At 71.1% G+C, this 23,230-nt stretch carries 16 protein-coding genes; 3 read left to right on the top strand and 13 right to left on the bottom strand.

Features of this window, described 5'->3' with window-relative positions; translation table 11 throughout:
• Positions 1-51: 51 nt before the first annotated feature.
• Entirely contained in the window at positions 52-5,574 is a 5,523-nt protein-coding gene (locus ACZK5D_RS09045; RefSeq protein WP_463665054.1) for an ATP-binding protein, read from the top strand.
• A 182-nt stretch (positions 5,575-5,756) separates the two neighbouring features.
• Positions 5,757-6,023, top strand: coding sequence for a hypothetical protein (locus ACZK5D_RS09050; RefSeq protein ID WP_463665055.1), 267 nt, complete (start codon positions 5,757-5,759; stop codon positions 6,021-6,023).
• Here ACZK5D_RS09050 and ACZK5D_RS09055 read toward each other — a convergent pair.
• Positions 6,008-7,864 carry a heavy metal translocating P-type ATPase gene (locus ACZK5D_RS09055; RefSeq protein ID WP_463665056.1) on the bottom strand — a complete coding sequence of 619 codons (1,857 nt, stop codon included), beginning with the start codon at positions 7,862-7,864 and terminating at the stop codon, positions 6,008-6,010. The genes ACZK5D_RS09050 and ACZK5D_RS09055 overlap by 16 nt on opposite strands.
• A gap of 11 nt (positions 7,865-7,875) precedes the next feature.
• Positions 7,876-8,112, bottom strand: a complete 237-nt coding sequence (locus ACZK5D_RS09060; RefSeq protein ID WP_463665057.1) for a heavy-metal-associated domain-containing protein — start codon at positions 8,110-8,112, stop codon at positions 7,876-7,878.
• Positions 8,113-8,236: 124 nt separating this feature from the next.
• Here ACZK5D_RS09060 and ACZK5D_RS09065 point away from each other — a divergent pair, with 124 nt between their 5' ends.
• Positions 8,237-8,953 (top strand): Crp/Fnr family transcriptional regulator, encoded by a 717-nt coding sequence (locus ACZK5D_RS09065; RefSeq protein WP_458995351.1) that lies wholly within the window; start codon positions 8,237-8,239, stop codon positions 8,951-8,953.
• Here ACZK5D_RS09065 and ACZK5D_RS09070 read toward each other — a convergent pair.
• The 11 genes from ACZK5D_RS09070 to ACZK5D_RS09120 form a co-directional block, all read right to left on the bottom strand.
• On the bottom strand, positions 8,943-10,742 hold the full coding sequence (locus ACZK5D_RS09070; RefSeq protein WP_458995352.1) for an ABC transporter ATP-binding protein: 1,800 nt from the start codon (positions 10,740-10,742) through the stop codon (positions 8,943-8,945). The two genes, ACZK5D_RS09065 and ACZK5D_RS09070, sit on opposite strands and share 11 nt — an antisense overlap.
• 65 nt (positions 10,743-10,807) lie before the next feature.
• On the bottom strand, positions 10,808-12,829 hold the full coding sequence (locus tag ACZK5D_RS09075; protein WP_463665058.1) for a glycoside hydrolase family 31 protein: 2,022 nt from the start codon (positions 12,827-12,829) through the stop codon (positions 10,808-10,810).
• Complete coding sequence (locus ACZK5D_RS09080; protein ID WP_463665059.1) at positions 12,826-13,485, bottom strand: YesL family protein; 660 nt, start codon at positions 13,483-13,485, stop codon at positions 12,826-12,828. The genes ACZK5D_RS09075 and ACZK5D_RS09080 overlap by 4 nt, the downstream gene beginning before the upstream one ends.
• Positions 13,485-14,396 (bottom strand): carbohydrate ABC transporter permease, encoded by a 912-nt coding sequence (locus tag ACZK5D_RS09085; protein WP_458995355.1) that lies wholly within the window; start codon positions 14,394-14,396, stop codon positions 13,485-13,487. The genes ACZK5D_RS09080 and ACZK5D_RS09085 overlap by 1 nt, the downstream gene beginning before the upstream one ends.
• Positions 14,397-14,404: 8 nt before the next feature.
• The gene (locus ACZK5D_RS09090) at positions 14,405-15,373 is read right to left on the bottom strand and encodes an ABC transporter permease (protein WP_458995356.1); all 969 of its coding nucleotides are present in this window, start codon (positions 15,371-15,373) and stop codon (positions 14,405-14,407) included.
• Between the two features lie 66 nt (positions 15,374-15,439).
• Complete coding sequence (locus ACZK5D_RS09095) at positions 15,440-17,023, bottom strand: type 2 periplasmic-binding domain-containing protein (RefSeq protein WP_463665060.1); 1,584 nt, start codon at positions 17,021-17,023, stop codon at positions 15,440-15,442.
• A gap of 26 nt (positions 17,024-17,049) precedes the next feature.
• Positions 17,050-18,903, bottom strand: a complete 1,854-nt coding sequence (locus tag ACZK5D_RS09100; protein WP_463665061.1) for a glycoside hydrolase family 127 protein — start codon at positions 18,901-18,903, stop codon at positions 17,050-17,052.
• A 389-nt stretch (positions 18,904-19,292) separates the two neighbouring features.
• Positions 19,293-20,315, bottom strand: a complete 1,023-nt coding sequence (locus ACZK5D_RS09105; protein ID WP_463665062.1) for a LacI family DNA-binding transcriptional regulator — start codon at positions 20,313-20,315, stop codon at positions 19,293-19,295.
• Positions 20,312-21,337 carry a LacI family DNA-binding transcriptional regulator gene (locus ACZK5D_RS09110; RefSeq protein WP_463665063.1) on the bottom strand — a complete coding sequence of 342 codons (1,026 nt, stop codon included), beginning with the start codon at positions 21,335-21,337 and terminating at the stop codon, positions 20,312-20,314. Before ACZK5D_RS09110 ends, ACZK5D_RS09105 begins: the two co-directional genes overlap by 4 nt.
• A gap of 159 nt (positions 21,338-21,496) precedes the next feature.
• Positions 21,497-22,783 carry a citrate synthase gene (locus ACZK5D_RS09115; protein ID WP_463665064.1) on the bottom strand — a complete coding sequence of 429 codons (1,287 nt, stop codon included), beginning with the start codon at positions 22,781-22,783 and terminating at the stop codon, positions 21,497-21,499.
• A gap of 186 nt (positions 22,784-22,969) precedes the next feature.
• Positions 22,970-23,212, bottom strand: a complete 243-nt coding sequence (locus tag ACZK5D_RS09120) for a DUF6458 family protein (protein ID WP_458995372.1) — start codon at positions 23,210-23,212, stop codon at positions 22,970-22,972.
• Positions 23,213-23,230 lie beyond the last annotated feature (18 nt).

The raw sequence follows: 23,230 nt of genomic DNA on the forward strand, positions 1-23,230 counted from the left end.
ACATTGACATGCAGCCCCTCACGGGCTGCCGTCGACCCCTGAGGAGTCAGAGTGTTCAAGCGCATCGCCATCGTGAACCGTGGTGAGGCCGCCATGCGGCTCATCCATGCTGTGCGGGACCTGAACGCGGAACACCCCGACCGCGACCCGATCACGACGATCGCCCTGTACACCGACGCCGAGCGATCCGCCATGTTCGCCCGCGAGGCAGACGAGGCCTACCCGCTGGGCCCCGCGTCGGAGCGCCCGTACCTCAACCACGACCTGCTCGCCCGCGTCTTGACCGACGCCCGCGCCGACGCGGTCTGGGTGGGCTGGGGCTTCGTCGCCGAGGACGCGTCCTTCGCGGACCTCGTCGAGGGCCTCGGCATCACCTTCATCGGCCCCTCCGGCGACGCGATGCGCAAGCTGGGCGACAAGATCGGCTCCAAGCTCATCGCCGAGGAGGTGGGCGTCCCCGTCGCCCCGTGGTCGCGCGGCGGCGTCGACACCCTCGACGAGGCTCTCGAGTCCGCCGAGCGGATCGGCTACCCGCTCATGCTCAAGGCGACGGCGGGCGGCGGGGGCCGCGGCATCCGCAAGGTCACCACCCCCGAGGAGCTGACGGACGCGTACCAGCGCACCCGCGACGAGGCCCAGCGCGCCTTCGGCTCCGGCGTGGTGTTCCTCGAATCGCTCGTCACCGGGGCCCGGCACGTCGAGGTGCAGGTCATCGCCGACGGCCAGGGCACGGCGTGGGCCATCGGCGTGCGCGACTGCACCGTCCAGCGCCGCAACCAGAAGATCATCGAGGAGTCGGCCTCGCCGCTGCTGACCACCGAGCAGACCGACGAGCTGAAGGCGGCCGCCGAGCGGCTCGCGCTCGCCGTCGACTACCGCGGCGCCGGCACGGTGGAGTTCCTCTACCACCCCGGCGACAAGATGTTCGCGTTCCTGGAGGTCAACACCCGCCTGCAGGTGGAGCACCCCATCACCGAGGTCACCAACGAGTTCGACCTTGTCAAAGCCCAGATCCACGTCGCCGCCGGCGGCACCCTCGACGAGCGGCCCACCGAGTTCGGCCACGCCGTCGAGGCGCGCCTGAACGCCGAGGACCCTGACCGCGACTTCGCTCCGGCCCCCGGCCTGATCACCCGCCTCGACCTTCCCGCGGGCCCCGGCATCCGCGTCGACACCGGCGTGGCCGAGGGAGACTCCATCCCCGCGGACTTCGACTCGATGATCGCCAAGATCATCGCCTACGGCCGCACCCGCGACGAGGCGCTGGGCCGCCTGCGCCGCGCCATGGCGGAGACCACCGTCGTCATCGAGGGCGGCGCCACGAACAAGAGCTTCGTCCTCGAACTGCTCAAGCAGCCCGAGGTGACGGGCCGCCAGCCGAAGCAGGCGGGCGCGCGCCGCGCCGCGGGGCCCCAGGACGCGGACATCCCGTGGGCCGACACCGGCTGGATCGACCGCACGCGCGCCGACGGCGGCCTCATCGCCGACGAGCACGCAGGCGTCGCGCTGGTGGTGGCCGCGATCGAGGCCTACGAGGAGGCCACGGCGATCGAGACCGACCGCCTGCTCACCACTGCCCACGGCGGGCGGCCGCAGACCCAGCACACCTCCGGGGCCCAGGTGGACCTCAAGCTGCGCGGCGCGGTGCACAGCGTCACCGCGTTCGCGATCGCGCCGGGGCGGTACCGCGTCGTCGTCGACGGCCAGGCCACCGAGGCGGAGCTGCACCGCCTCGACGACGTGCACGGGCGCGTCACCGTCGGCGGCGAACGGCATCGGATCATCACCGCGACGCACGGGCCCATCCACCTGATCGAGGTCGACGGCGTGACCCACCGGGTCTCGCGCGACGAGGGCGGCGTGCTGCGCTCCCCCGCCCCGGCACTCGTGGTGGCGACGCCGGTGAAGGTGGGCGACGAGGTGGAGGCCGGCGCCCCGGTGGTGGTGCTCGAATCCATGAAGATGGAGACCGCCGTCTACGCGCCCTTCGCCGCCCGCGTGAAGGAGATGCTGGTGATGACCGGGTCCCAGGTGGAGTCCATGGCGCCGCTGGTGCGCCTGGAGCCGCTTGGCAACGGCGGGGGCGCGGCGGTGGCCGTTGACTCCGCGCCGGTCGACATCCCCGTCTGCCCCCCGGTGGCGGACCCGGCGGCCCGCGCCGCCCGCCTTCTGGCCGACCTCTCCGCGACCCTGATGGGCTTCGACGTCGACCCGTCGGCCAGGACGCTGCCGCGTTACCTCGAGGCCCGCGAGGAGGCCCGCGCCGCGGGCGTCGACGTGGTGGCCGCCGAGACCGAGCTGCTCACCCTGTTCGCCGACCTCGCCGAGCTCAGCCGCAACCGGCCCTTCGGCGAGCAGGCCAACACTGAGCTGCGCGTCCACTCGGACCGTGAGCACCTGCACCGCTACCTCACCACCCTGGACGTGGACCGCGCGGGCCTGCCCGGCCACTTCGTCGACCGGCTCGCGGCCGCGCTGCGCCACTACGGCGTGGACTCGCTGGACCGCACCCCGGAGCTCGAGGCCGCGGTGTTCAGGATCTTCCTGGCGCAGAAGCGCGTCGCCTCCGACGTGCCACTGGTGCTCGGCATCCTGGACCGCTGGATCTCTGAACCGGCTCCCGACGCGGACCTGGCGGTCAGCGCCCGCGCCCAGCTGGAGCGCCTCGTGCGGGCCACGCAGCTGCGCTTCCCGGCGATCGGCGACCAGGCCAGGTCCGTGCGCTTCCGATGGTTCGACCAGCCGCAGGTCGACGCGGAACGCGCGGCGATCGTCGCTGGTGTGGGCGACGAGGTGGAGGCCCTCGCGGCCGCCCCGGACGCCCCTGACTACGACGAACGCATCGCGCGCCTGGCCGCGATCCCCGAGTGGACGGCGAACTTCCTCGCTGTGCGGCTGGGTCGCGGCGTGCCCGCGCACGAGCCCATGCTCGAGGTGCTGCTGCGCAAGTACTACACCGACTACGGCCTCACCGACGTCCAGCGGCTGACGGTGGGTGGCCGCTCCGTCGTGCTCGGCGACTACGTGCTGGGCGAGCGGCCCCGCCGCTTCGTCACCACCGTGGGGTTGGCCGAGGAGCTCGCCGCCGGGGGCCCGTTGGAGTCCCTGGTGTCGTCGCAGGTGGCCGGGCGCACCCCCGGTCACGACGCCGTCGTCGAGTTGTACGTGCTGTGGCCGCAGCGCCCCGACGGCGACGCGCTGGGTGAGGAGCTGCTGGAGCGGCTGCGGTCGTGGGCGTGGGACGACGCGGTGACCCGGGTGGCGGTCGCGGTCTGCACCGCCGACGGCGACGTCGAGTACCGCACGTTCCGGTTCACCGACGGCGCGCTCGCCGAGGACGAGAAGATCCGCGGGCTCCCGCCGATGGTGGGCCGCCGCCTGGATCTGTGGCGGCTGCGCGACTTCGACACCACCCGCCTGCCCGCCCCCGCCGACGTGCTGCTCTTCGAGTGCGTGGCCAAGACCAACCCGGAGGACCGGCGGCTCGTGGCGATGGCGCAGGTGCGCCAGCTGGCCGTGGTCCGCGACCCCGAGGGCATGCTCATCGGGCTGCCGCACGCGGAGCGCGCCGTGGCAAACTGCCTGGAGGCCATCCGCCGCACCCGCTCCGCGCGCGGCAAGGCCGGCTCGAAGCTGGACATGAACCACGTGTGGGTGCACGTCTGGCCGGAGATCGACCTCGACATCGACGACATCAAGCCGCTGCAGGACCGGATCACGCCGCTGTCCGACGGCGCGGGCATCGAGGAGGTCCTCTGCCAGGGCCGGTTCGTCCGCCCGGACCGCACCATTCCGCTCGCCGTGCGCTTCCACGCGCAGCCGGGCGCGGGCGTCACCACCACGGTGACCGCTCCGCCCACCGAGCCGCTCAAGCCGCTCGACGACTACGCGGGCAAGGTGCTCCGTGCACGTCGTCGCGGGCTGGTCTACCCCTACGAGCTGTCCGCGACTCTCGCCGGTCCCGGCGGGTCGCTGACCGAGCTGGACCTGGACGCCGACGGCCGCCTCGTCGAGGTGGACCGGGCGCCGGGCCGCAACAAGGCCGGCATCATCGTCGCCCGGGTGACCACGCCGACGGCGCTTCACCCGGAGGGCGTGACCCGCATCGTGCTGTCCGGCGATCCGACGAAGGGGCTGGGCGCCGTGGCGGAGCCGGAGTGCTCGCGGATCATGGCCGCCGTCGACCTCGCGGAGGAGATGGGGGTGCCGGTGGAGTGGTTCACGCTCAGCTCGGGCGCGCGGATCTCGATGGAGTCGGGCACCGAGAACATGGACTGGGTGGGTGCGGCGCTGCGCCGGATCGTCGAGTTCACGCAGGCGGGGGGCGAGATCAACGTCGTCGTCGCGGGGATCAACGTTGGCGCGCAGCCGTACTGGAACGCCGAGGCCACCATGCTCATGCACACCAAGGGCATCCTGGTCATGACACCGGACTCGGCGATGGTGCTCACCGGCAAGCAGTCGCTGGACTTCTCCGGCGGCGTGTCGGCGGAGGACAACTTCGGCATCGGCGGCTACGACCGCGTCATGGGGCCCAACGGCCAGGCGCAGTACTGGGCCAAGGACCTCGGCGGCGCGATGGGCATCCTGATGTCGCACTACGACCACACGTACGTGGCGCCGGGCGAGTCCGGGCCGCGACGCGCGGTGACCGGCGACGCCGTGGACCGCGACGTGTCGGACTACCCGCACAACATCGGGGCGGACTTCGCCACCGTCGGGCAGATCTTCTCGCCGGAGCACAACCCGGATCGGAAGAAGCCGTTCGACATCCGCACCGTCATCGCGGCGGTGTGTGATCAGGACCACCCGAGGGTGGAGCGGTGGGCCGGCATGGCCGAGGCCGAGACCGCCGTGGTCATCGACGCCCGCATCGGCGGGCACTCGGTGAGCGTCGTCGGCATCGAGTCGACGCCGGTGCCTCGCGCGGGCTTCCCGCCGGCCGACGGCCCGGACACGTTCACCGGCGGCACGCTCTTCCCGCGCTCGTCGAAGAAGGTGGCGCGCGCCATCAACGCGGCCTCGGGCAACCGGCCGCTGGTGGTGCTGGCGAACCTGTCGGGCTTCGACGGCTCGCCCGAGTCCATGCGCAACCTGCAGCTGGAGTACGGCGCCGAGATCGGCCGCGCGATCGTGAACTTCGACGGCCCCATCGCGTTCGTCGTGATCTCGCGGTACCACGGCGGCGCGTTCGTGGTGTTCTCCAAGAGGCTGAACGAGAACATGACGGTGCTGGCGCTCGAAGGGTCGTACGCCTCGGTGATCGGCGGCGCCCCCGCGGCGGCCGTGGTGTTCGCCGGGGACGTGGCGAAGCGGACGGCGGCGGATGCGCGGGTGGTGGAGCTGGAGTCGCGGCTGCGTGACGCGGTGCCGGAGGACCGGGCCGAGCTTCAGGTGGCGCTGGCGGACATCAGGGCCGCGGTCAGGGCCGAGAAGATCTCCGAGATCGCCTCCGAGTTCGACGGCGTGCACAACATCCACCGCGCCGTCGAGGTGGGCTCGGTGGACCGGGTGATCTCGACGGCGCAGCTGCGCCCGTCGATCGTCGAGGTGATCGAGGCGTACGGGCGCTGACGGGGCCCGCTCGTCGCATAGGCCTAGGCCTGTGCGAGGCCACTTCGCACACCTTCCGGCCTGTGCGAGGCGTCCTCGCACACCGTCGGCGTCTTCGCACACCGTATTGGGTGTGCAAAGACGCCGGCGCTATGCGAAGTGCCCCCGTCCGGGTCCCGCGGACCCGGGTTAGGCTCAAGCTCGTGACCGACGACGACCTCTGGGAGATCACCCGCTCGAGACTGTTCTGGGCCGGGATCCTGGCCAACGGGGTGACCACCGACGAGGGGGCCGCCGCCGTCGAGGCCGCCCTCCCGACGCGTCCGTCGTCGAAGGCCGCCCTCGAGCGGCTCCATCACCTCGCCACCGGCGAGCTCACGGGAATGCTCGCGCTGCTCTCGGACGACGAGCCGCGCTGGACCGGCGGCCACGGCACCACCGTCGCAGACATCCGCTACCTCGCCCGCTGAGGACGACGCAGCAGCCTCATCCCGTTGACGATCACGATGAGCACCGACGCCTCGTGCACCAGCATCCCCAGCGACATCGTCACCCCGCCGAACAGCACCCCGGCCAGCAGGAGGGAGACGGTGACCAACGCGATCGCGATGTTCTGCCGCATCACCCGTGCCGTGCGCTTCGCCAGCGAGATGGCCTCGGGGATCCGGTCGAGCCGGCTGGTCATCAGCGCGATGTCGGCGGTCTCCACGGCCACAGGTGAGCCCGCGGCCCCCATCGCGATCCCGACGTCGGCCAGCGCCAGGGCCGGTGCATCGTTGACGCCGTCGCCCACCATCGCGACGACGTGACCCTCCGCCTGGAGTGCGCGGACCACCTCGAGCTTCTGCTCCGGCAGGAGGCCCGCCTTGGCGTCGCTGATGCCGACCCGGCCGGCGATCGCCGCCGCCACGCGCTCGTTGTCGCCGGTCAGCATCAGCACCCTGCCGACGCCCGCGCGGTGAAGCTGCTCGACAAGGGCATCCGCCTCGGGCCGGACGACGTCGGCCACGGCCAGCGCGCCGATGACGTCCCCGTCGAGGGCGACGAGCAGGGGGGTGAGCCCCTTGTCGGCGAGCCTCGCCGCGACACTCTCGCCCCAGGTCACGGACCCGGCGTCAGTCACGCGGGAGATGAGGGCGAGGTTGCCCACGGCCACCTCGCGGCCCTCGACCATCGCGATCACCCCGTGCCCGGGGACCGGGCGCACCCCGTCGGGCACCGCCTGGACGAGCAGCCCCAGGCGTGCGGCCTCGGCGAGCACGGGCCGGGCGAGGGGGTGCTCCGACCCGGCCTCGGCTCGGGCCGCCCAGCCGACCACCTCGGAGGTGTCCCAGTCGCCGCGGGCGACGACGTCGGTGAGCTCGGGCGTGCCGGCGGTGATGGTGCCGGTCTTGTCGAACGCGACGACGTCGACGCGGGCAGCGGTCTCCAGGAACTCGCCACCCTTGATCAGGATGCCGTCACGGGCCGCCCGGCCGATGCCGGCCACGAGGGCCACGGGAACCGAGATGACCAGGGCCCCGGGGCAGCCGATGACCAGGAGGGTCAGGGCCAGTTCGAGGTCGCGTGTCGCAAGCCCCACCACCACGGCGAGCGCGATGATCCCCGGCGTGTACCACCGGGAGAAGCGCTCCATGAACTGCTGGCTGTGGGCCTTGGCGTCCTGCGCCTCCTCGACGCGGTGGATGATGCGGGCGAGCGTGGTGTCGGCGCCCACGCCCGTCGCGCTCACCGTGAGGAAGCCGTCGGCCACGATCGTGCCGGCGAAGACCGCCTCGTCGGAGCCCTTCTCGACGGGGATGGACTCGCCAGTGATCGCCGACTCGTCGACGGCCGCCCGGCCGCCGGAGACAAGCCCGTCCACCGGGATGCGGCCGCCGTTCTTGACCACCACGAGTTCCCCGGTGGCGACCTCCGTGGCGGGAACCTCCAGCTGCTCGCCGCCGCGGATGACGGTCGCGGTGACCGGGGCCAGGGCCACGAGCTCGGCCAGCGCCGAGCGGGTCCTGGCCAGGGTCGCGTCCTCCAGCGCGTGGCCGACGGCGAAGAGGAACGTGACGGCCGCCGCCTCCCAGTAGTTGCGGATCGCGACGGCGCCGATCGCGGCCACCGCGACCAGCAGGTCGATGCCGATCACGCCGAGCCGCAGGGAGCGGTAGGCCTTCACGACGACGGGGGCCCCGGCGACGATCGCGGCCGCCAGCATGAACCAGTCGCCCAGGGCCGGCGACGAGGCGCCGAGCGCCCAGGCCGCCGCGATCAACAGCCCCGAACCGGCGGGGACCGCCCACCGGTGGATGCGTGCATGCATGTCTGCGCCTCTCAGAACGCCGACGGGCGGGCGGCGTACCCGGCGGCGCCGACGGCGCCGACCAGGTCGTCTGTGGACGCGAGGCCCGGGTCGTGGTCCACCTCGATGCGCGACGAGGCGAAGTGCACCGTCGCCGCCGAGACCCCCGGGAGCTTCCTCAGCGACTTCTCGATCTTGGCCACGCACGACGGGCAGCTGAAGCCCTCGGCGCGCAGGGTGGTGTGGGTGGTGGCTGCCTGGGTGGGCATCGTGGTCTCCTTCGATCAGGGGCGGCGGTGGTTCCGCCGATGACTCGACGCTACGGTCCGGTCGCGATCCGTTCCTTGACGCAGATCAAGCCCGCTGGAGGAGGGATGGGGCAGGCTGGTGCCCATGACGAGCAGACACGGCCCCGAGGGGGCACCGGCAGGCGACACGTGCGTGGCGCTGGTGCCCATCTTCCGCGGGCTGGACGCGGCGCAGCAGCTGGAGGTCGCGCGGTTCGCGCGGCCGGTGAGGGTCCACGCAGGGGATCAGGTCGTTCGCGCCGGGAGCAGCACGCGGCGGCTCCTCGTCGTCCACTCGGGCAGTGTGCGGATCGTGCACCTGCTGGAGACGGGGCGCGAGCGGGTGTTGCGGGTCCTGGGCCAGGGTGACGTGGTGGGCGAGGCGTCCTTCGTCCTGGGCCGGCGTCCGGAGCACTACGTGTACGCCGACACCGACGCCGAGCTGTGCACCTTCGACCACTCGGACCTGGCCAGGCTGGTGGCCAAGTACCCGGGGATCGCGGTGAAGATGCTGCAGGTGCAGTCGGAGCGGCTGGCCGCCGCCGAGCGGATGCTGGCGGCGATGAGCGGCGCCGACGTGGGAGCCCGCCTCGCGGCCTACCTCCTCGATCTGCCCACCCGCCGCGACACCGACGGCCTCGTCGTGGAGCTGCCCATGGCGAAGAAGGACGTCGCCAGCTTCCTCGGCACGACGCCCGAGACCCTCAGCCGACGGCTGCGCGACATGTCCGACGAGGGCACCATCCGGCTGCTGCAGGGTAGGCGGATCGCCCTGGCTGACCTGGACGCACTGGAGAGTCGGGCCGTCGGGCCTACTGGGTGATGTCGTAGCGCAGGAGGCGGGCCTTGTCGGCCTTGCGGGTGGAGCCCTGGAGTGCCAGCAGTTCGGCGTAGATGCCGCCGGTGGTGGCGAGCTCCGCCGGGGTGCCGATCTCGTCGATGCGACCCTCGCGCAGCGTGACGATCCGGTCCACCGTCGAGATGGTCGACAGCCGGTGCGCGATGATCAGCGTGGTCCTGCCCTCCATCAGCTCCTCGAGCCCCGCCTGCACCGCGCGCTCCGACTTGGTGTCGAGCGAGCTGGTGGCCTCGTCGAGGATGAGGATGGGAGCGTCCTTGAGCAGGGCCCGCGCCACGGACAGGCGCTGCTTCTGCCCGCCGGACAGCTTGATGCCCCGCTCGCCGATCTCGGTGTCGAACCCGTCCTTGAGGTGGGAGATGAACGTCATGGCGTTGGCGCGGCGTGCCGCGACCGCAAGCTGCTCGTCGGTGACCCCGTCCTGCCCGTAGGCCATGTTCTCCCGGATGGTGCCGGAGAACAGGTTGGCGTCCTGGAACACGACGCCGATCTCGCGGCGGAGCTCCACCGTCGGCACCTCGTCGACGGACTGACCGTGCACGCGCAGCGTCCCCGACGTCACCGGGTACAGCTTCATGATGAGGTTGACCAGCGTGGTCTTCCCGCCGCCCGACTCGCCCACGAACGCGATCCGCTCGCCCTGGTTGATGGCCAGGTGGATGTCGCGCAGGACGAGGTCCTCGCCGTCGCCGTAGCCGAAGCTCACGCCGTCGAACTCCACCACCGGGTCCGCGTCCACCCACTGCACCTCGGCCGACGGCGCCGCCTCGAGCGGGTTGTTCGGCTCGTCGGGCTCGTCCATCACCTTGAAGTACTCGAGGCTGCCGGCCACCGCGCGCTGGGTCATGTCCACCCAGTAGCTCATCGACGTGACGGGCATGCGGGCCATGGTGGTGAGCTGGATGAGCAGCACCATGGTGCCGACGCTGTACTGGCCGGTGGCGGTCTGCCAGAAGATGATGGCGTAGATGCCGAAGAACACCACGTCCAGCGCGCCGCGGCGCCAGAGATCCATGGTGTGCCAGAACCTCGACTGTGTCTGCGCCAGCGAGATCGCGTCGCGGTAGTGGCCCTGGAAGGAGTCGAGTTCGCGGCGCTCGGTGACGAACGACTTCACCACGCGCATCTGCCCGATCACCTCGGAGAAGCGGCCGCCGGAGATGTCGTAGTGGTCGTTCTTCTGCTTCTCCCACACCTGCCACTTCTTCGACGTCAGCGCGGTCAGCCACACGAACGTCGGGTAGATGACGATGAGCAGCACGCTCAGCCAAGGCGAGTAGAACGCGGTGATCACCAGGACGGCCAGCAGCGTGATGACGGTGGGGAAGAAGCCGTTGCTGAAGGTCTGCAGGAAGTCGGTGATCGACGTGATGGAGCGGTTGAGCCGGGAGATGATGGTGCCGGTCAGCTCGTTGTCGTAGTAGCGCTGCGGGAGGCGCAGCAGCTTGCGGTAGTAGTTGGCCGAGAGGATGGCGCGCAGCCGCACCGACATGACGTCGCCGAAGTAGCCGGAGACGTTGGTGATCGCCGAGTTGGCCAGTGCGATGATCAGCAGGATCACCGCCAGCCACATGAGGTCGGCGACGGTGCCGCCGCGACCCTCGGCGATCTCGACCACCGTGTCGGTGGCCCTCGCGATGACGAACGGGGTCAGCAGTGCTGTCGCGGATGTGGCGACGGCCCCGATGACGACGGTGAGGTAGAGCGGCCACAGCTCTCTGGCTGTGGCCATGATCTTGGCGATGCTGCGCACGAGCGGTCACTCCTTCGACGTGGCACTCTACCCGCGTTGACCCCGCGGGCCGCCCCCGGCGTCGCTCAGGCCCGGGGCGCGACCAGGTGCCCGCACGCGTCGTCCCGGGCGAACACCGGGATGACGTGCAGCGGAGCCACGACGTCCGCCCAGGCGCCGCCGTCGAGGCGCTCCCCGGTGGCCAGTGAGGTCCAGGAGGCCCCGGCCGGAAGGTAGACCCGCCGCGATCGCGCCCCCGGCTCCACCACGGGAGCCACCAGCAGGTCCGGCCCGAAGAGGAACTGGTCCGTCAGCGTCCACGCGACCGGGTCGTCGGGGAAGCCGTGGAACACTCCGCGCATGACGGGCTGACCGTCGCGGTGCGCCTCAGCCATCGCGGAGCGGGTGTAGTCGCGCAGCGCCTCGCGGAGGAACAGGTGCTCGCGCAGGATCCCGTAGACCTCCTCGCCGTAGCTCCACACCTCGTTGGGCGCGCCCGACGGCTGCCGCGACACTCCGTCGGCCCCCGTCACCGGCACCCCGGGCGCGCGGTCGCCGTGCAGGCGCATGACGGGCAGGAACGTGCCGAACTGGAACCAGCGCACGAGCAGCTCGTGGAAGGCCGGGTCGTCGACGTGACCGCCGTAGAAGCCGCCGATGTCGGTGGTGAACCAGGGGATGCCCGCGACGCCGATGTGGATGCCGGCGGTGATCTGGGCGCGCAGCGACTCCCACGTGGAGGCGATGTCGCCGGACCACACCAGGGCTCCGAAGCGCTGGGAGCCGGCCCAGGCGCAGCGGACGAGGTTGACCACGCCGTCAACGCCGTCGGCGGCCTGCCCCTCCGCGAACGCCCGAGAGAAGGCCTGCGGGTAGATGTTGCCGACGGCGAGCGCCTGCCCGGCGTGGAAGCGGTAGGCCGACGGCTGGTACAGCCCCCACTCCGGCTCGGCCTCGTCGAGCCAGTAGAGGCGCACGCCTTGGTCGGCGTAGTTGCGCCGGCAGGTCTCCCACAGCCACTCGCGCCCGCGGGGGTTGGTCACGTCGAGGAACCGGCTGGGGCCCTGGAACCACATCTGGACGTCGATGCCGGCGTTGCTGCGGGCCAGCAGCCCGTGCTCGGCCAGCTCGTCGAAGTTCTCCGAGTCGAGGGAGACCTGGGGCCAGACCGAGACCATCAGCTCCACCCCGAGCTCGCGCAGCTCGGCGGTCATGGCGGCGGGGTCGGGCCAGAACTCCTCGTCGAAGCGGTAGTCGCCCATCTTGGGCCAGTGGAAGAAGTCCGCGACGATCACGTCGAGCGGCAGGCCGCGACGCTTGTGCTCGCGGGCCACCTCGAGCAGCTCGGCCTGCGTGGCGTAGCGCAGCTTGCACTGCCAGAACCCCAGGCCCAGCTCGGGCATCATCGGCGCGTGCCCGGTGGCCTCGGCGTAGCGACGGTGGATCTCGGCGGGGGTGTCCCCCGCCACCACCCAGTAGTCGAGCTGCGTGGCGGACTCGGCCACCCACTCGGTGCGGTTGGCCGCGAAGGTGGCGCGCCCGATGGCCGGGCAGTGCCAGAGGAACCCGTAGCCGGCGCTGGAGAGCACGAACGGCACGCTGGCCTGGGAGTTGCGGTGCGCCAGCTCCAGGGTGGAGCCCTTGAGGTCGCCGACGCCGTCCTGGTACTGCCCCATGCCCCAGAGCCGCTCGTCGGCTGGGGCCTCGAGGGTGAGGGTGGCGCGGTAGCCGCCGCCGGGCAGGGGCTCGAAGCGGCGGGCGTCCAGCTTGAGCGCGCCGCCTGGGCCGATCTCGCGGAACAGCAGCCGCCCGCTGGCGTCGCGGAACTCGAGCCGGCAATCGAACCGGGCCTGGCCCGCCTGCCAGTCCAGCCCGCCGGACTGCCGGGCCACGACGGTGATCCCGCCGGTGGTGAGTGTCGCGGTGTCGCCGTCGACCGTCACCTCCGCCGCGACACCGAGCGACGGCGGCAGCAGCGCCCAGTCCGCGTCGGCCACCTCGCCGAGGGCGGAGCGCACCCGCACGGCGCCGTCGCCCCATGCCTCGACCAGCAGGGTCTCTCCCCCGCCCCGCCACAGCAGCGAGCGGGCTCCGGCGTCGAACATCATGCCTCCGAGGGTGTGACCGGGGCGGCGGCGAGGATGCCGGTGCCCCACAGGAACTGGGTGGTGAGGAAGGCCGCGAGCGTGACGCCGAAGACGGCGCCGAGCCCGGGCATCATGACGTAGCCGGCCGCGACTGCCAGCACGCCCACGGCGAGCAGCATCGCGGAGACGGGCCGGCCGAGCGTGAGCACGAGGCTGCGCCGCAGCAGCGCGAGCGGGCCCTCGGCGAAGTGCGCCTGCAGCGCCCACAGGTTGCTGGTCATCACGAACAGCACCAGCATGAGCGCGAGTATCGCGCCCGCGGCGGCGCCTCCCGGCAGGCCGAGGCGGTTGTTGCCGAGCAGCCAGTACTCGTAGACCAGCAGCGCCCACGCGGCCGCCAGGATCCAGCCGAGCACGTTGGCGGAGCGGAACTCGCGGCGCCACAGCGCGGCGAACTCGCGGTGCAGCGGCTCGCGGACCGCCGCGTCGCCCCCCAGGTGCTCGGCGCGGCGGTCCATGGCGTCGCGGCGGAGGACGCCCATCGCCGCGGAGGTGGCGGGGAACACCCCCAGGACCACGCCCCCGGCGACGGCGCCCGCGAGCCACAGCAGGTGGAGCAGGAACAGCCGGAGCGCGTGCTCCCCCAGGCCGGTGTGCCAGCCGACGACGCGGCGCATCAGCCCTTCACCGAGCCGATCATGACGCCCTTCTCGAAGTACTTCTGGATGAAGGGGTAGACGATGATCACCGGCAGGGTGGCCACGACGATGACGGCGTACTTGATCTGGTCCGCGTAGTCCTGGCCGTAGGCGCCGCCGGTGCCCCCCGCCGTGCCCGCGCCGCCGGCGAACGCCTGGTTCTGCAGCAGGATGTCGCGCAGCACGATCATCAGCGGCTGCTTGTCGTAGGTGCGCACGAACACCAGGCCGGTGAAGAAGTCGTTCCAGCGGGCCACCAGGTAGTAGAGGCCGATCACCGAGATGATCGCCTTGCTGAGCGGCAGCGCCACCCGCAGGAAGTACTGGAAGTGGTTGAGGCCGTCGAGCATGGCCGCCTCGTACAGCTCGTTGGGCAGCGAGTTCTCGAAGAACGCGCGGGCGATGATGAGGTTGTAGACGTTGATGGCGCCGGGGAGGATGAACACCAGCCAGTTGTCGATGAGCCCCAGGTCCCGGTAGAGCAGGTAGGTGGGGATGAGGCCGCCGTTGAAGAACATGGTGAACGCGAAGAACAGCATGAGGAACCGGCGGGGCCGGAACTCCGGCCGCGACAGCGCGTAGGCGGCCGGCAGCGTGACCAGCAGGTTGAGGGCGGTGCCCACCACCGCGTAGATGATGGTGTTGCGGTAGCCGGTCCAGATCCGGTCGTCGTCGAGCACCTGCGCATAGCCGAAGAAGTTGATGCCCTCGGGGAACAGGATGACCTGGCCGGTGGACACGAGCCGCGGCTCGCTGATGGACGCGATGAGCACGAAGTAGACCGGGTAGATGATCGCGACGAGGATCGCGACGCACACCACGGCGAGGGTGAGGGTGAAGATCTTGTCGCTCGGGGACTGGTTCCGGAGCCTGGCGAATCTCGTGGACATGGTGCTCCTCACCAGAGGCTCGTGTTGGAGTAGCGCTTGGCCAGCCAGTTGGCGCCGAGCAGGAACGCGAAGTTGATCACGGTGTTGAACAGGCCGATGGCGGTGCCGTAGCTGAACTGGTTGCCGATGATGCCGATCTTGTACACGTAGGTGGCGATCACCTCGGAGACCGGCAGGTTCAGCGTGTTCTGCATGAGGAAGATCTTCTCGAAGCCCGTGGCCAGGATGCCGCCCATGGTGAGGATGAGCAGGACGATCATCGTCGGCACCAGCGCCGGGATGTCGACGTGGCGGATGAGGCGCCAGCGGTTGGCGCCGTCGACGCGCGCGGCCTCGTAGAGCTGCGGGTCCACCGACGACAGGGCCGCCAGGTAGATGATCGAGTTCCAGCCGGCGTGCTGCCACACCTCGGAGATGACGTAGACGGGCACGAACGCGGCGACGTCGCCGAGGAAGTTGCCTTCGAAGCCCAGCAGGTAGAACAGCTTGGCGATGACGCCCGACGTGGGGTTGAGGAACACCTGCAGCATGCCGACGAGCACCACCACGGAGATGAAGTGCGGCAGGTAGGTGGCGGTCTGCATGAACCGCTTGCGGCCCGGCCCGAAGATCTGGTTGACCACGAGCGCGAGCACGATGGGGGCGATGAAGCCGAACACCAGCGTGGTGAAGCTGATCACGAAGGTGTTGCGCATCAGCTGCCAGAACAGGGGGCTCTCGAAGAACTGGACGAAGTACTTGAACCCCACCCAGTCGCCGCCGGTGAGGCCGGCTTGGAAGTCGAACTCGCGGAACGCGAGCTGGATGCCGTACATCGGCACGTAGGAGAACAGGCCGACGAAGGCGACGGCGGGCAGCAGCATCACCCACAGCTGCCACTGGCGGGAGAAGTGCCGCGAGAGGCGGGCCGGCAGCGGCTGCTTCGGCCGGCCCTCGGGGGCGACGGCCGGGGCGGCCTCGCGTGTCAGAGTCGTCATGATGCGGTCCTTAGGGGGTGGGACCCGGGGCGCGGGCGGCTGGCGTCCGCGCCCCGGGTCGGCCGATCACTGGTTGGCGACGAACTCGTCGTAGTAGCGCTGGTAGATCTCGATGTTCTCGGGCATCCCGAGGCCGTCCATCTGGGTGACGTAGTCGTCCCACTGCTCCTCGACGCCGCCCTGGGTGACCCACTCGGCGAACTTCGCCATGGTCTGGGCCAGCACGTTGGTGTTGTTGAGGTTCAGCGTGTTGAGGTCCTCGGCGGTCATCTTGACGAACTTGAACGGGTAGACGTCGGCCTCGGGGTCCACGTTGTCGAGGGCGGGCTGCAGCGGCACCGCCTGCTCGACGGCCTCGGCCACGTCCGTGGGCAGCTCGAGCTCGATGGACTCACGGATCCAGAACGGGCCTGCGTCGGCCAGCGTGTTGGTCCACTTCCACGACGACGGGTCGGTGGTGCCGTCCGCCGGCGGAAGGACGCGGTAGGCGTTGTCGCCGGTCTGCTCGACGTAGTCGCCGACGTCGCCGAACAGCACCTCGACGGAGCGGGTCTGGTCGTAGAACTCGTTGACCACCGCGAGCGCGAGCTCCTGGTTGTTGGACTCGGACGAGACGATGATGTGGTTGCCCGTGTAGTTCTCGTCGTCGTAGCTCCAGGTCACGGGCGCGCCCTGGCCGGCCTCGGCCTCCATCTGCGCCATCGACGTGTACTGCGGGGCCAGCTGGGCGCCGAAGCGGTCGGAGGCGGTCCAGCCCCACGAGAAGCCGACGGCGGCGTCGTCGCCGTTGCCGCGACCCACGGACTGGTAGGCGGAGTAATCCTGCGTGAACGCCTGCTCGCTGATCAGGCCGGCGGCCCACGCCTTGTGCATGAAGGCCACGAGGTCGCGGTAGCGCTCGTCGACCATGAAGTTGCTGACCTCGCCGCCCTCGACGAAGTAGCCCTGGCCGCCGCCGTTGTTGATCGGCAGGCCGGTGGAGCCCAGGAGCGCGGAGGGCTGGAAGTAGCCGAAGCCGCCGGTGCCGACGGGTGCCCAGTCCCACGGGATCTCGTCGTTGGGGTCGCCGTTTCCGTTGGCGTCCTCGGTCTTGAAGGCGGACAGGACGGTGAAGAGCTCGTCCCAGGTGGTGGGGACCTCGAGGCCGAGGTTGTCCAGCCACTGCTGGTTGATGTACATGCGGGTGATCGCCAGCGGCCAGAAGCGCTTGTACGACGGGAGGCTGTAGACCTCGCCTGAGGGCAGGGTGGCCAGGGCCTCGAGGCGGGAGTTCTCCTCGAACATCGCCGAGACGTTGGGCATGGCGTCCATGTGCTCGGAGAGGTCCAGGAACAGGGAGCTGTAGGTGGCCAGGTCGGTGTCGGTGATCGCGTTGCCGCCGATGATGAGGTCCGGCACGTCGCCAGCGGCCAGCATGGTGGCCTTCTTCTCCGGCCAGTCGGCGGAGACCTCCTCCCACTCGATGGTGGCGCCGGTGGCCTCCTCGATCTGGTTGACCCACTCCATGTCGGCCATGGGCTTGGTGAGCGGGTGCTTGACGGCGAGGATGCGCAGGGTCTCGGGGGCCTGCTGCTCACCCCCGCAGCCGGCGAGCAGCACGGCGCTCGTCGCGAGGGCGGCCGTGGCCGCGACTATCTTCCTGATCTTCATCTCGGTGTGTCCTCTCTTCGTTGAGGTCACGCGCTGGGGAGCCAGACGCGCATGGCACCGGAGGCGCGGTTGCCCCAGGTGTGGAAGGGGATGGCCCGCACGGTGACGGGCTCCCCGGTGGGGGCGGTGGAGGGCGCGCCGTAGAGCGGGCCCACCTCCCGCCGTGGCGTCACCGCGATCTCGAGCCCGTCGTCGGACTCGCGGGGCGGCGTGGTGGGGTCGACGACGACGTCGTCCAGGCGGATCTCCGCGGGGAGGTCCACCTGCTCGACGCAGTACACCTGGGGCCCGCGCTCCAGCGCGACGCAGCCGCGGACGGCGTCGACGCGGTGGTTGGCCTGCGTCCAGCGCGGGGTCATGGGGAGCTCGAGGACCGTCGGGGCCTCGGCGAGGGTGAGCCTGGCGTAGCCGTCGGCTCCGGGGGTGGCCGGGATGCCGTCGACGGTGGCGCCGGCGGCCCAGGTGGGGATGCGGAGCGCGACGGCGAGCCCGGCCGGGCCGCTGATCTCGACGCGGCCGTCGTCGGGGTAGCTGGTGCGCACCGTCACGGTGCCGCCGCCCAGGGACGCGGGTACGTCGATCTCGGCACCGGTGTAGAGGTGGACGGCGAGGGCGCCGTCGTCGACGGAGGCCACGTAGCCGCTCAGCTGCGCGAAGACGCGGGCGATGTTGGGCGGGCAGCAGGCGCAGGCGTACCAGGGGGTGCGCTCGCGGGGGGCGTTCTCCTCGGAGTAGCGGTCCGGGCGAAGCTGCAGGGGGTTGGAGTAGAAGAAGCGGGTGCCGGTCTCGTCGAGGGAGGCGGCCAGCGCGTTGTGCAGCTCGCGCTCGATGGTCTCGGCGTAACGGGCGCCGCCCTCGGCGAGGTACATCCGCCAGTTCCAGTGCAGGTCCGCGATGGTGGCGCAGGTCTCGGCGTAGGCGCGGTCCGACGGGAGCTCGTAGTCGTCGCCGAAGGCCTCGTCGCGGTGCCGCGACCCGAAGGCGCCGGTGATGTACATCTTGCGGTCGTGGGCGCTGTCCCACTGGGCGCGCATCGCGTGGAGGAGGGCGTCGTCGCCGCCCTCCAGGACCAGGTCGGTGACGCCGGCGTTGAGGTAGAGCTGGCGGACGGCATGGCCGACGGCGCTCGTCGACTCCCGCACGGTGGCGTGGTCCTGGAAGTAGCGGGCGCCGAGCGAGCCCACCTTGAGCAGGCCGGAGCCGCGGTGGTCCACCTGGTGGCGGGCCAGGTCCAGGTAGCGGCGCTCTCCGGTGAGGCGGTACAGCTCCACCAGGGCGGTCTCGAGCTCGGGGTGGCCGCAGTAGCCCACGGTGTCGGCGGCGGGTCCGAAGGTGGCGTCGACGAGGTCGACGAAGCGGATGGTGAGGGCGAGGAGGTCGCGGCGGCCGACGCGGGCCAGCGCGACGGCGGCCTGCACCATGTGGCCGAGCACGTACATCTCGTGCGTCCAGTCCAGCTCCGCGAACTTCTTCTCCGGATGCACGCCCTGGATCCAGGTCATCACGTAGCCGTCGGGCTCCTGGACGCGGGCCACGAGGGCGATCACGTCGTCGAGCCAGCCGTCGAACTCGGTGGTGCCGGTGCGGGCGATCTCCCAGGCCACCGCCTCGATGGTCTTGTAGAGGTCCGAATCGGCGAACCAGAAGCCGCGCCACTCGGCGGTGGACTCCCCGATCACCCGGCGGAAGTTGTCCAGGTTGCCGGCCTCCTCGAGCTGGGAGACGCAGTGCGGGATGGTCGCGGCGGCGTTGCGGCGCTGCCAGGCGCCGAGCCGGGAGGAGGGGTCGAGGCGGACCGCGGCGATCCCCAGCGGCACGCGCGGGGACGCGGCCAGCGGAACGGCGGGGGCGACGGGGGGCGTCGAGGACGAGGTGGTCACCTGTGACCCTTTCAACGATGAAAAACTACTGGGAGGATCATGCATCGTCTGATTCAGCGTTGTCAAGAGGTGGACAAGAAGGACTCATGTCACGGTTTGATAACGCCCACCCAGGACCGCCGCCGCGCACCAGGCTGGACGCAGAATCACGCCGCCACCCCGGGGAGTTGGGGTAGGGCGGTGCCTGCTTCGAGCGGGCAGCGCGGGGGCGCTGACTACAGTTCCGGGACCGACTACGACACCAGACCCGCCACCTAACCGACGACGACACCCGCCGCGGCTGTTAGCTGGCAGATCTGGTGCCGACTACGACACCGGACCCGCCACCTAACCGACGACGACCGCTGGGCGCCACCATCCGAGTCCCCCGCCGCCGTTCCGGGGATACCTCAGCTCGAGGGCTCGCCGCGACCCTCCGTCGAGGCGCGGGCCACCAGCTGCGCGCCGGTGTACACCTCCCGCGGCGGGCCCTGGTAGCCGTCGAGCCGTTCCACCAGGAGACGCACGGCATGGCCCGCCATGGCGGCGGCCTCGGGCGACACCGACGTGAGCGCCGGGAGCATGAACGCGCCCTCCTCGGTGTCGTCGAAGCCCGTCACCGCGACATCCTCGGGCACCCGCAGCCCCGCGTCGCGCAGCGCCCGCATGGCGCCCACGGCCAGGGCGTCGTTGACTCCGATGACGGCGTCGAACGCCTGCCCGGCCCGCAGCAGGCCGGCCATGGCCTCGTATCCGGACTCGCGGCGGTCCCAGTCCGAGCCGGTGATGATCGTCACGTCGTCGCGGCCGAGGCCTGCGGCCGCCAGGGCGTCGAGGATGCCGCCGAAGCGCTCCCCCGGGTCGTCGGCCGAGATCTCCCCGTTCCACAGCACCACGAAACGACGGTGCCCGCGCGCGAGGAGGTGGGCCGTGACCAGGCCCATGCCCACCCGCTCCCCCATCGCCACCCAGTCGATCCCGGTGGTCCGCGCGCCCCCGAGCTGCACCACGGGTCGGGGCGGGGTGACACCCGGGGTCATCTCCCAGCTCAGCTCGTGGGGCAGGATGATGACGCCGTCGACGCCCGGGGCGGCCTCGCCGACGACGACGCGCCGCTCGTCCTGGCCCGTGCGGGCGATGATCAGCGTGGAGGTGAGGCCGTGCGGGGCGAGCTCCGCCATCAGCCGCTCCGCCATCTCGGCGAAGTACGGCTGGTGCAGGTTGGGCACCACCAGGGCGATCCGGCCGGTGCGGCCCGACGCCAACCCGCGCCCCGCGGCGTTGGCGACGTACCCGGTGTCCTGCACCGCGGTCCAGACCCGCGCGCGCGTCGCCTCGGACACGTTGGGGCGCCCGAGGAGCACGTTCGAGACGGTCTTGGCCGAGACGCCGGCCACCCGACCGACGTCCTGCAGCGTGGGTCGGGGGGTCATGGCCTCGCCCTCCCCATCGTCGACTCGCGCCGGATCAGGTCCACCGGGATGGTGACGGCCCTCGGCGCGCCCTGCCCGCGACCCTCGATCCGGTCCACCAGGAGGTCGAGGGCGGCCCTGGCCATCGCCCTGGGGTGGGGGTCCACCGTGGTGAGCGACGGCGACGAGAACCGCCCGTCGACGAGGTTGCCACTGCCCAGCACGGCGACGCGCCCGGGGCACTCGACGCCCTCCGACGCCAACGCCACCAGCGCGCCGAGCGCCACTTCGTCGTTGGCGCAGAGGTAGGCGTCGGCATCGGGGAACCGCGACAGCGCCTCGCGGCCCGCGACCACCCCCGCCGCGCGGTCGAGGGCCGGGTCGCAGGACACGAACGGCAGGTGCTCGACGTCGATGTCGACGGCGGCCAACGCCGCCCGCAACGCCTGGGAGGGTCGCGGTGCGGCCGAGCCCCGCTCGAGGCCCTGCCCGCGGTCGGCGCCCAGGACCACCGGCCGCGACCGCCCCATCACCACCAGATGCCGCGACACCAGCGCCGCGGCCACCGCCACGTCCTCGTCGACCCGGTCCAGCGGCACGTCGGAGCGGGTGCCCTGGAGCACCACCACCGGCGGTGGCTGCCCGGCGCCCTCGCCCACCCCCGCGGGCAGGTCGCCGACGACCACCACGCCGTCGTGCGTGCGGCCGACGGCGGACAGCACGGCGCGGAGCCGGGCGTGATCGCCGCCGGTGGGCTCGACGGCGGCGTCGAGGCCCCGCCTGGCCACCTCGTCGACGAGCACCTCGACAAGCGAGGCGAGGTACGGCCGGCGCAGCCCCTCGACGGCGATCGCGACGTTGCCCGTGCGGCCGGTGCGGAGGTTGCGGGCGCTGGGGTTGGGGGTCCAGCCCAGCTCGGCGACGGCGGCGTTGACGCGGCGCACGATCTCGGGCCGGGTGTGGGGCTCACCGTTGACGACGCGGGACACGGTCTTGATCGATACGCCGGCGAGTGCCGCCACGTCACGCATCGTCGTCGCCATGGCGCACAGGATAGTCCCGGGCGCCCCGGCTGGGCCCACCGGCCAGGTGGCCCCTGGAATAGGCACGTCCGCCGCCCACGCGGGGATGTGACCGTGCACCCACGCCGGGGCAGCAAACGGGCCCACCCCGTCAGGGATGGGCCCGGTGTGCTCGTGGGGTCAGCGCTCGCTGATCGGCACGTAGTCTCGCTTGGTCTCGCCGATGTAGATCTGGCGCGGGCGCCCGATCTTGCGGTTGGGATCCGCGTGCTGCTCGCGCCACTGCGCGATCCAGCCGGGGAGCCGGCCGAGGGCGAACAGCGCCGTGAAGTGCGCGGCCGGGAAGCCCATGGCCTCGTAGATGAGGCCGGTGTAGAAGTCCACGTTGGGGTAGAGCTTCCGCTCGATGAAGTAGTCGTCGCTCAGAGCGGCGGCCTCGAGCTCCAGCGCCATGTCCAGCAGCTGGTTGTTGCGGCCGGAGATGCGCAGCAGCGCGTCGGCGTGGCCCTTGATGATCTTGGCCCGCGGGTCGTAGTTCTTGTAGACGCGGTGCCCGAAGCCCATCAGCTTGACGCCGGACTTCTTGTCCTTGACCTGCTTGACGAACTCCTTGATGTCCAGGCCCTCGTCCTGGATGCGCGAGAGCATCTCCAGCACGGCCTGGTTGGCGCCGCCGTGCAGGGGGCCGGACAGCGCGTTGACGCCCGAGCTGACCGAGGCGTAGATGTTGGCATCCGCCGAGCCGACGAGCCGCACCGTCGAGGTGGAGGCGTTCTGCTCGTGATCGGCGTGCAGGATGAACAGGGTCTCGAACGCGCGGACGATGTCCGGGTCGATGTGGTACTCCTCCTGCGGGGTGCCGAACGACAGGCGCAGGTAGTTCTCGACGTAGCCGAGCCCGGTCTGCGGGTAGAGGAACGGCTCACCGACGGAGCTCTTGTACGCGTAGGCCGCCAGGGTGGGCATGGAGCCCAGCAGCCTCAGGGAGGCCTCCTCGACCTGGTTCGTGTCGTGCACCGAGAGGGTGTCGCGGTGGAAGGAGCCCAGCGCCATGATGCCCGCGGCCAGCACCTGCATGGGGTGGGCGCCGCGCGGGAAGCAGCGGTAGAGCTCGCGCATGCGCTCGTCGAGCATCATGCGGCGCGAGATCTTGAGGCGGAACTCGTCGAGCTCGTCCTGCGAGGGGAGGTGCCCGTAGATGAGGAGGTAGGACACCTCGATGAAGGTGGCCTTCTCGGCGAGCTGTTCGATGGGGTAGCCGCGGTACTGGAGCACGCCCTCGTCGCCGTCGATGAAGGTGATCGACGACGTGCACGACGCGGTGTTCACGAAGCCGGGGTCCAGGGTGGTGACGCCGGTCTGCGCCAGGACCTTGCTGATGTCGAAACCGTTGTTGCCCTGCGTGGCCTCCACGATCGGCAGTTCAAGTTCGAGATCCCCGTGCCTGAGGAATCCGCTGTCGGTCATGCGTTGCCTTTCTTTTGGTCCCGGCGACCGCCATGGGCGCCGCTGATGCCTACTCACTGGCCTGCGCCCCCACCATACAACGCTGGAGAGAACCTCCTAAAAAGCGTCCAGGCGGCTTGTGGACACCCCACAAAACAGTTCCGCACCCGGCGTGGGCCGGGTGCGGAACTGCGGGGGGATGAGAAGTCAGATGCCTTCCGAGGACTCCGAGCGTCGGACCGTCTCGCCGGTGGCGGGGTCGTTGACCACGCGGGTCTCGGTGGTGCGGCTGCGGTTGGACGCGAGCAGCGCCCAGACCAGGCCGATGACGCCGGCGATCATGAGGATGTATCCCACGAGGTCCAGGCTGATGTAGGGCACGTCGGCCTCCACGGCGAACGTGAGGATGGCGCCGAGGGCGATGAGGAAGACGGATGAACCGATACGCATGAGTGGCTCCTTGGTGTC

The organism is Tessaracoccus yangjingae (assembly GCF_055326235.1).

Excerpts from the sequence above, each read along its gene's own strand:
- ACZK5D_RS09055 (WP_463665056.1), bottom strand. The coding sequence starts at position 7,864 with ATGCATGCACGCATCCACCGGTGGGCGGTCCCCGCCGGTTCGGGGCTG.
- ACZK5D_RS09060 (WP_463665057.1), bottom strand. The coding sequence starts at position 8,112 with ATGCCCACCCAGGCAGCCACCACCCACACCACCCTGCGCGCCGAGGGC.
- ACZK5D_RS09065 (WP_458995351.1), top strand. The coding sequence starts at position 8,237 with ATGACGAGCAGACACGGCCCCGAGGGGGCACCGGCAGGCGACACGTGC.
- ACZK5D_RS09075 (WP_463665058.1), bottom strand. The coding sequence starts at position 12,829 with ATGATGTTCGACGCCGGAGCCCGCTCGCTGCTGTGGCGGGGCGGGGGA.
- ACZK5D_RS09080 (WP_463665059.1), bottom strand. The coding sequence starts at position 13,485 with ATGCGCCGCGTCGTCGGCTGGCACACCGGCCTGGGGGAGCACGCGCTC.
- ACZK5D_RS09085 (WP_458995355.1), bottom strand. The coding sequence starts at position 14,396 with ATGTCCACGAGATTCGCCAGGCTCCGGAACCAGTCCCCGAGCGACAAG.
- ACZK5D_RS09090 (WP_458995356.1), bottom strand. The coding sequence starts at position 15,373 with ATGACGACTCTGACACGCGAGGCCGCCCCGGCCGTCGCCCCCGAGGGC.
- ACZK5D_RS09095 (WP_463665060.1), bottom strand. The coding sequence starts at position 17,023 with ATGAAGATCAGGAAGATAGTCGCGGCCACGGCCGCCCTCGCGACGAGC.
- ACZK5D_RS09105 (WP_463665062.1), bottom strand. The coding sequence starts at position 20,315 with ATGACCCCCCGACCCACGCTGCAGGACGTCGGTCGGGTGGCCGGCGTC.
- ACZK5D_RS09110 (WP_463665063.1), bottom strand. The coding sequence starts at position 21,337 with ATGGCGACGACGATGCGTGACGTGGCGGCACTCGCCGGCGTATCGATC.
- ACZK5D_RS09115 (WP_463665064.1), bottom strand. The coding sequence starts at position 22,783 with ATGACCGACAGCGGATTCCTCAGGCACGGGGATCTCGAACTTGAACTG.
- ACZK5D_RS09120 (WP_458995372.1), bottom strand. The coding sequence starts at position 23,212 with ATGCGTATCGGTTCATCCGTCTTCCTCATCGCCCTCGGCGCCATCCTC.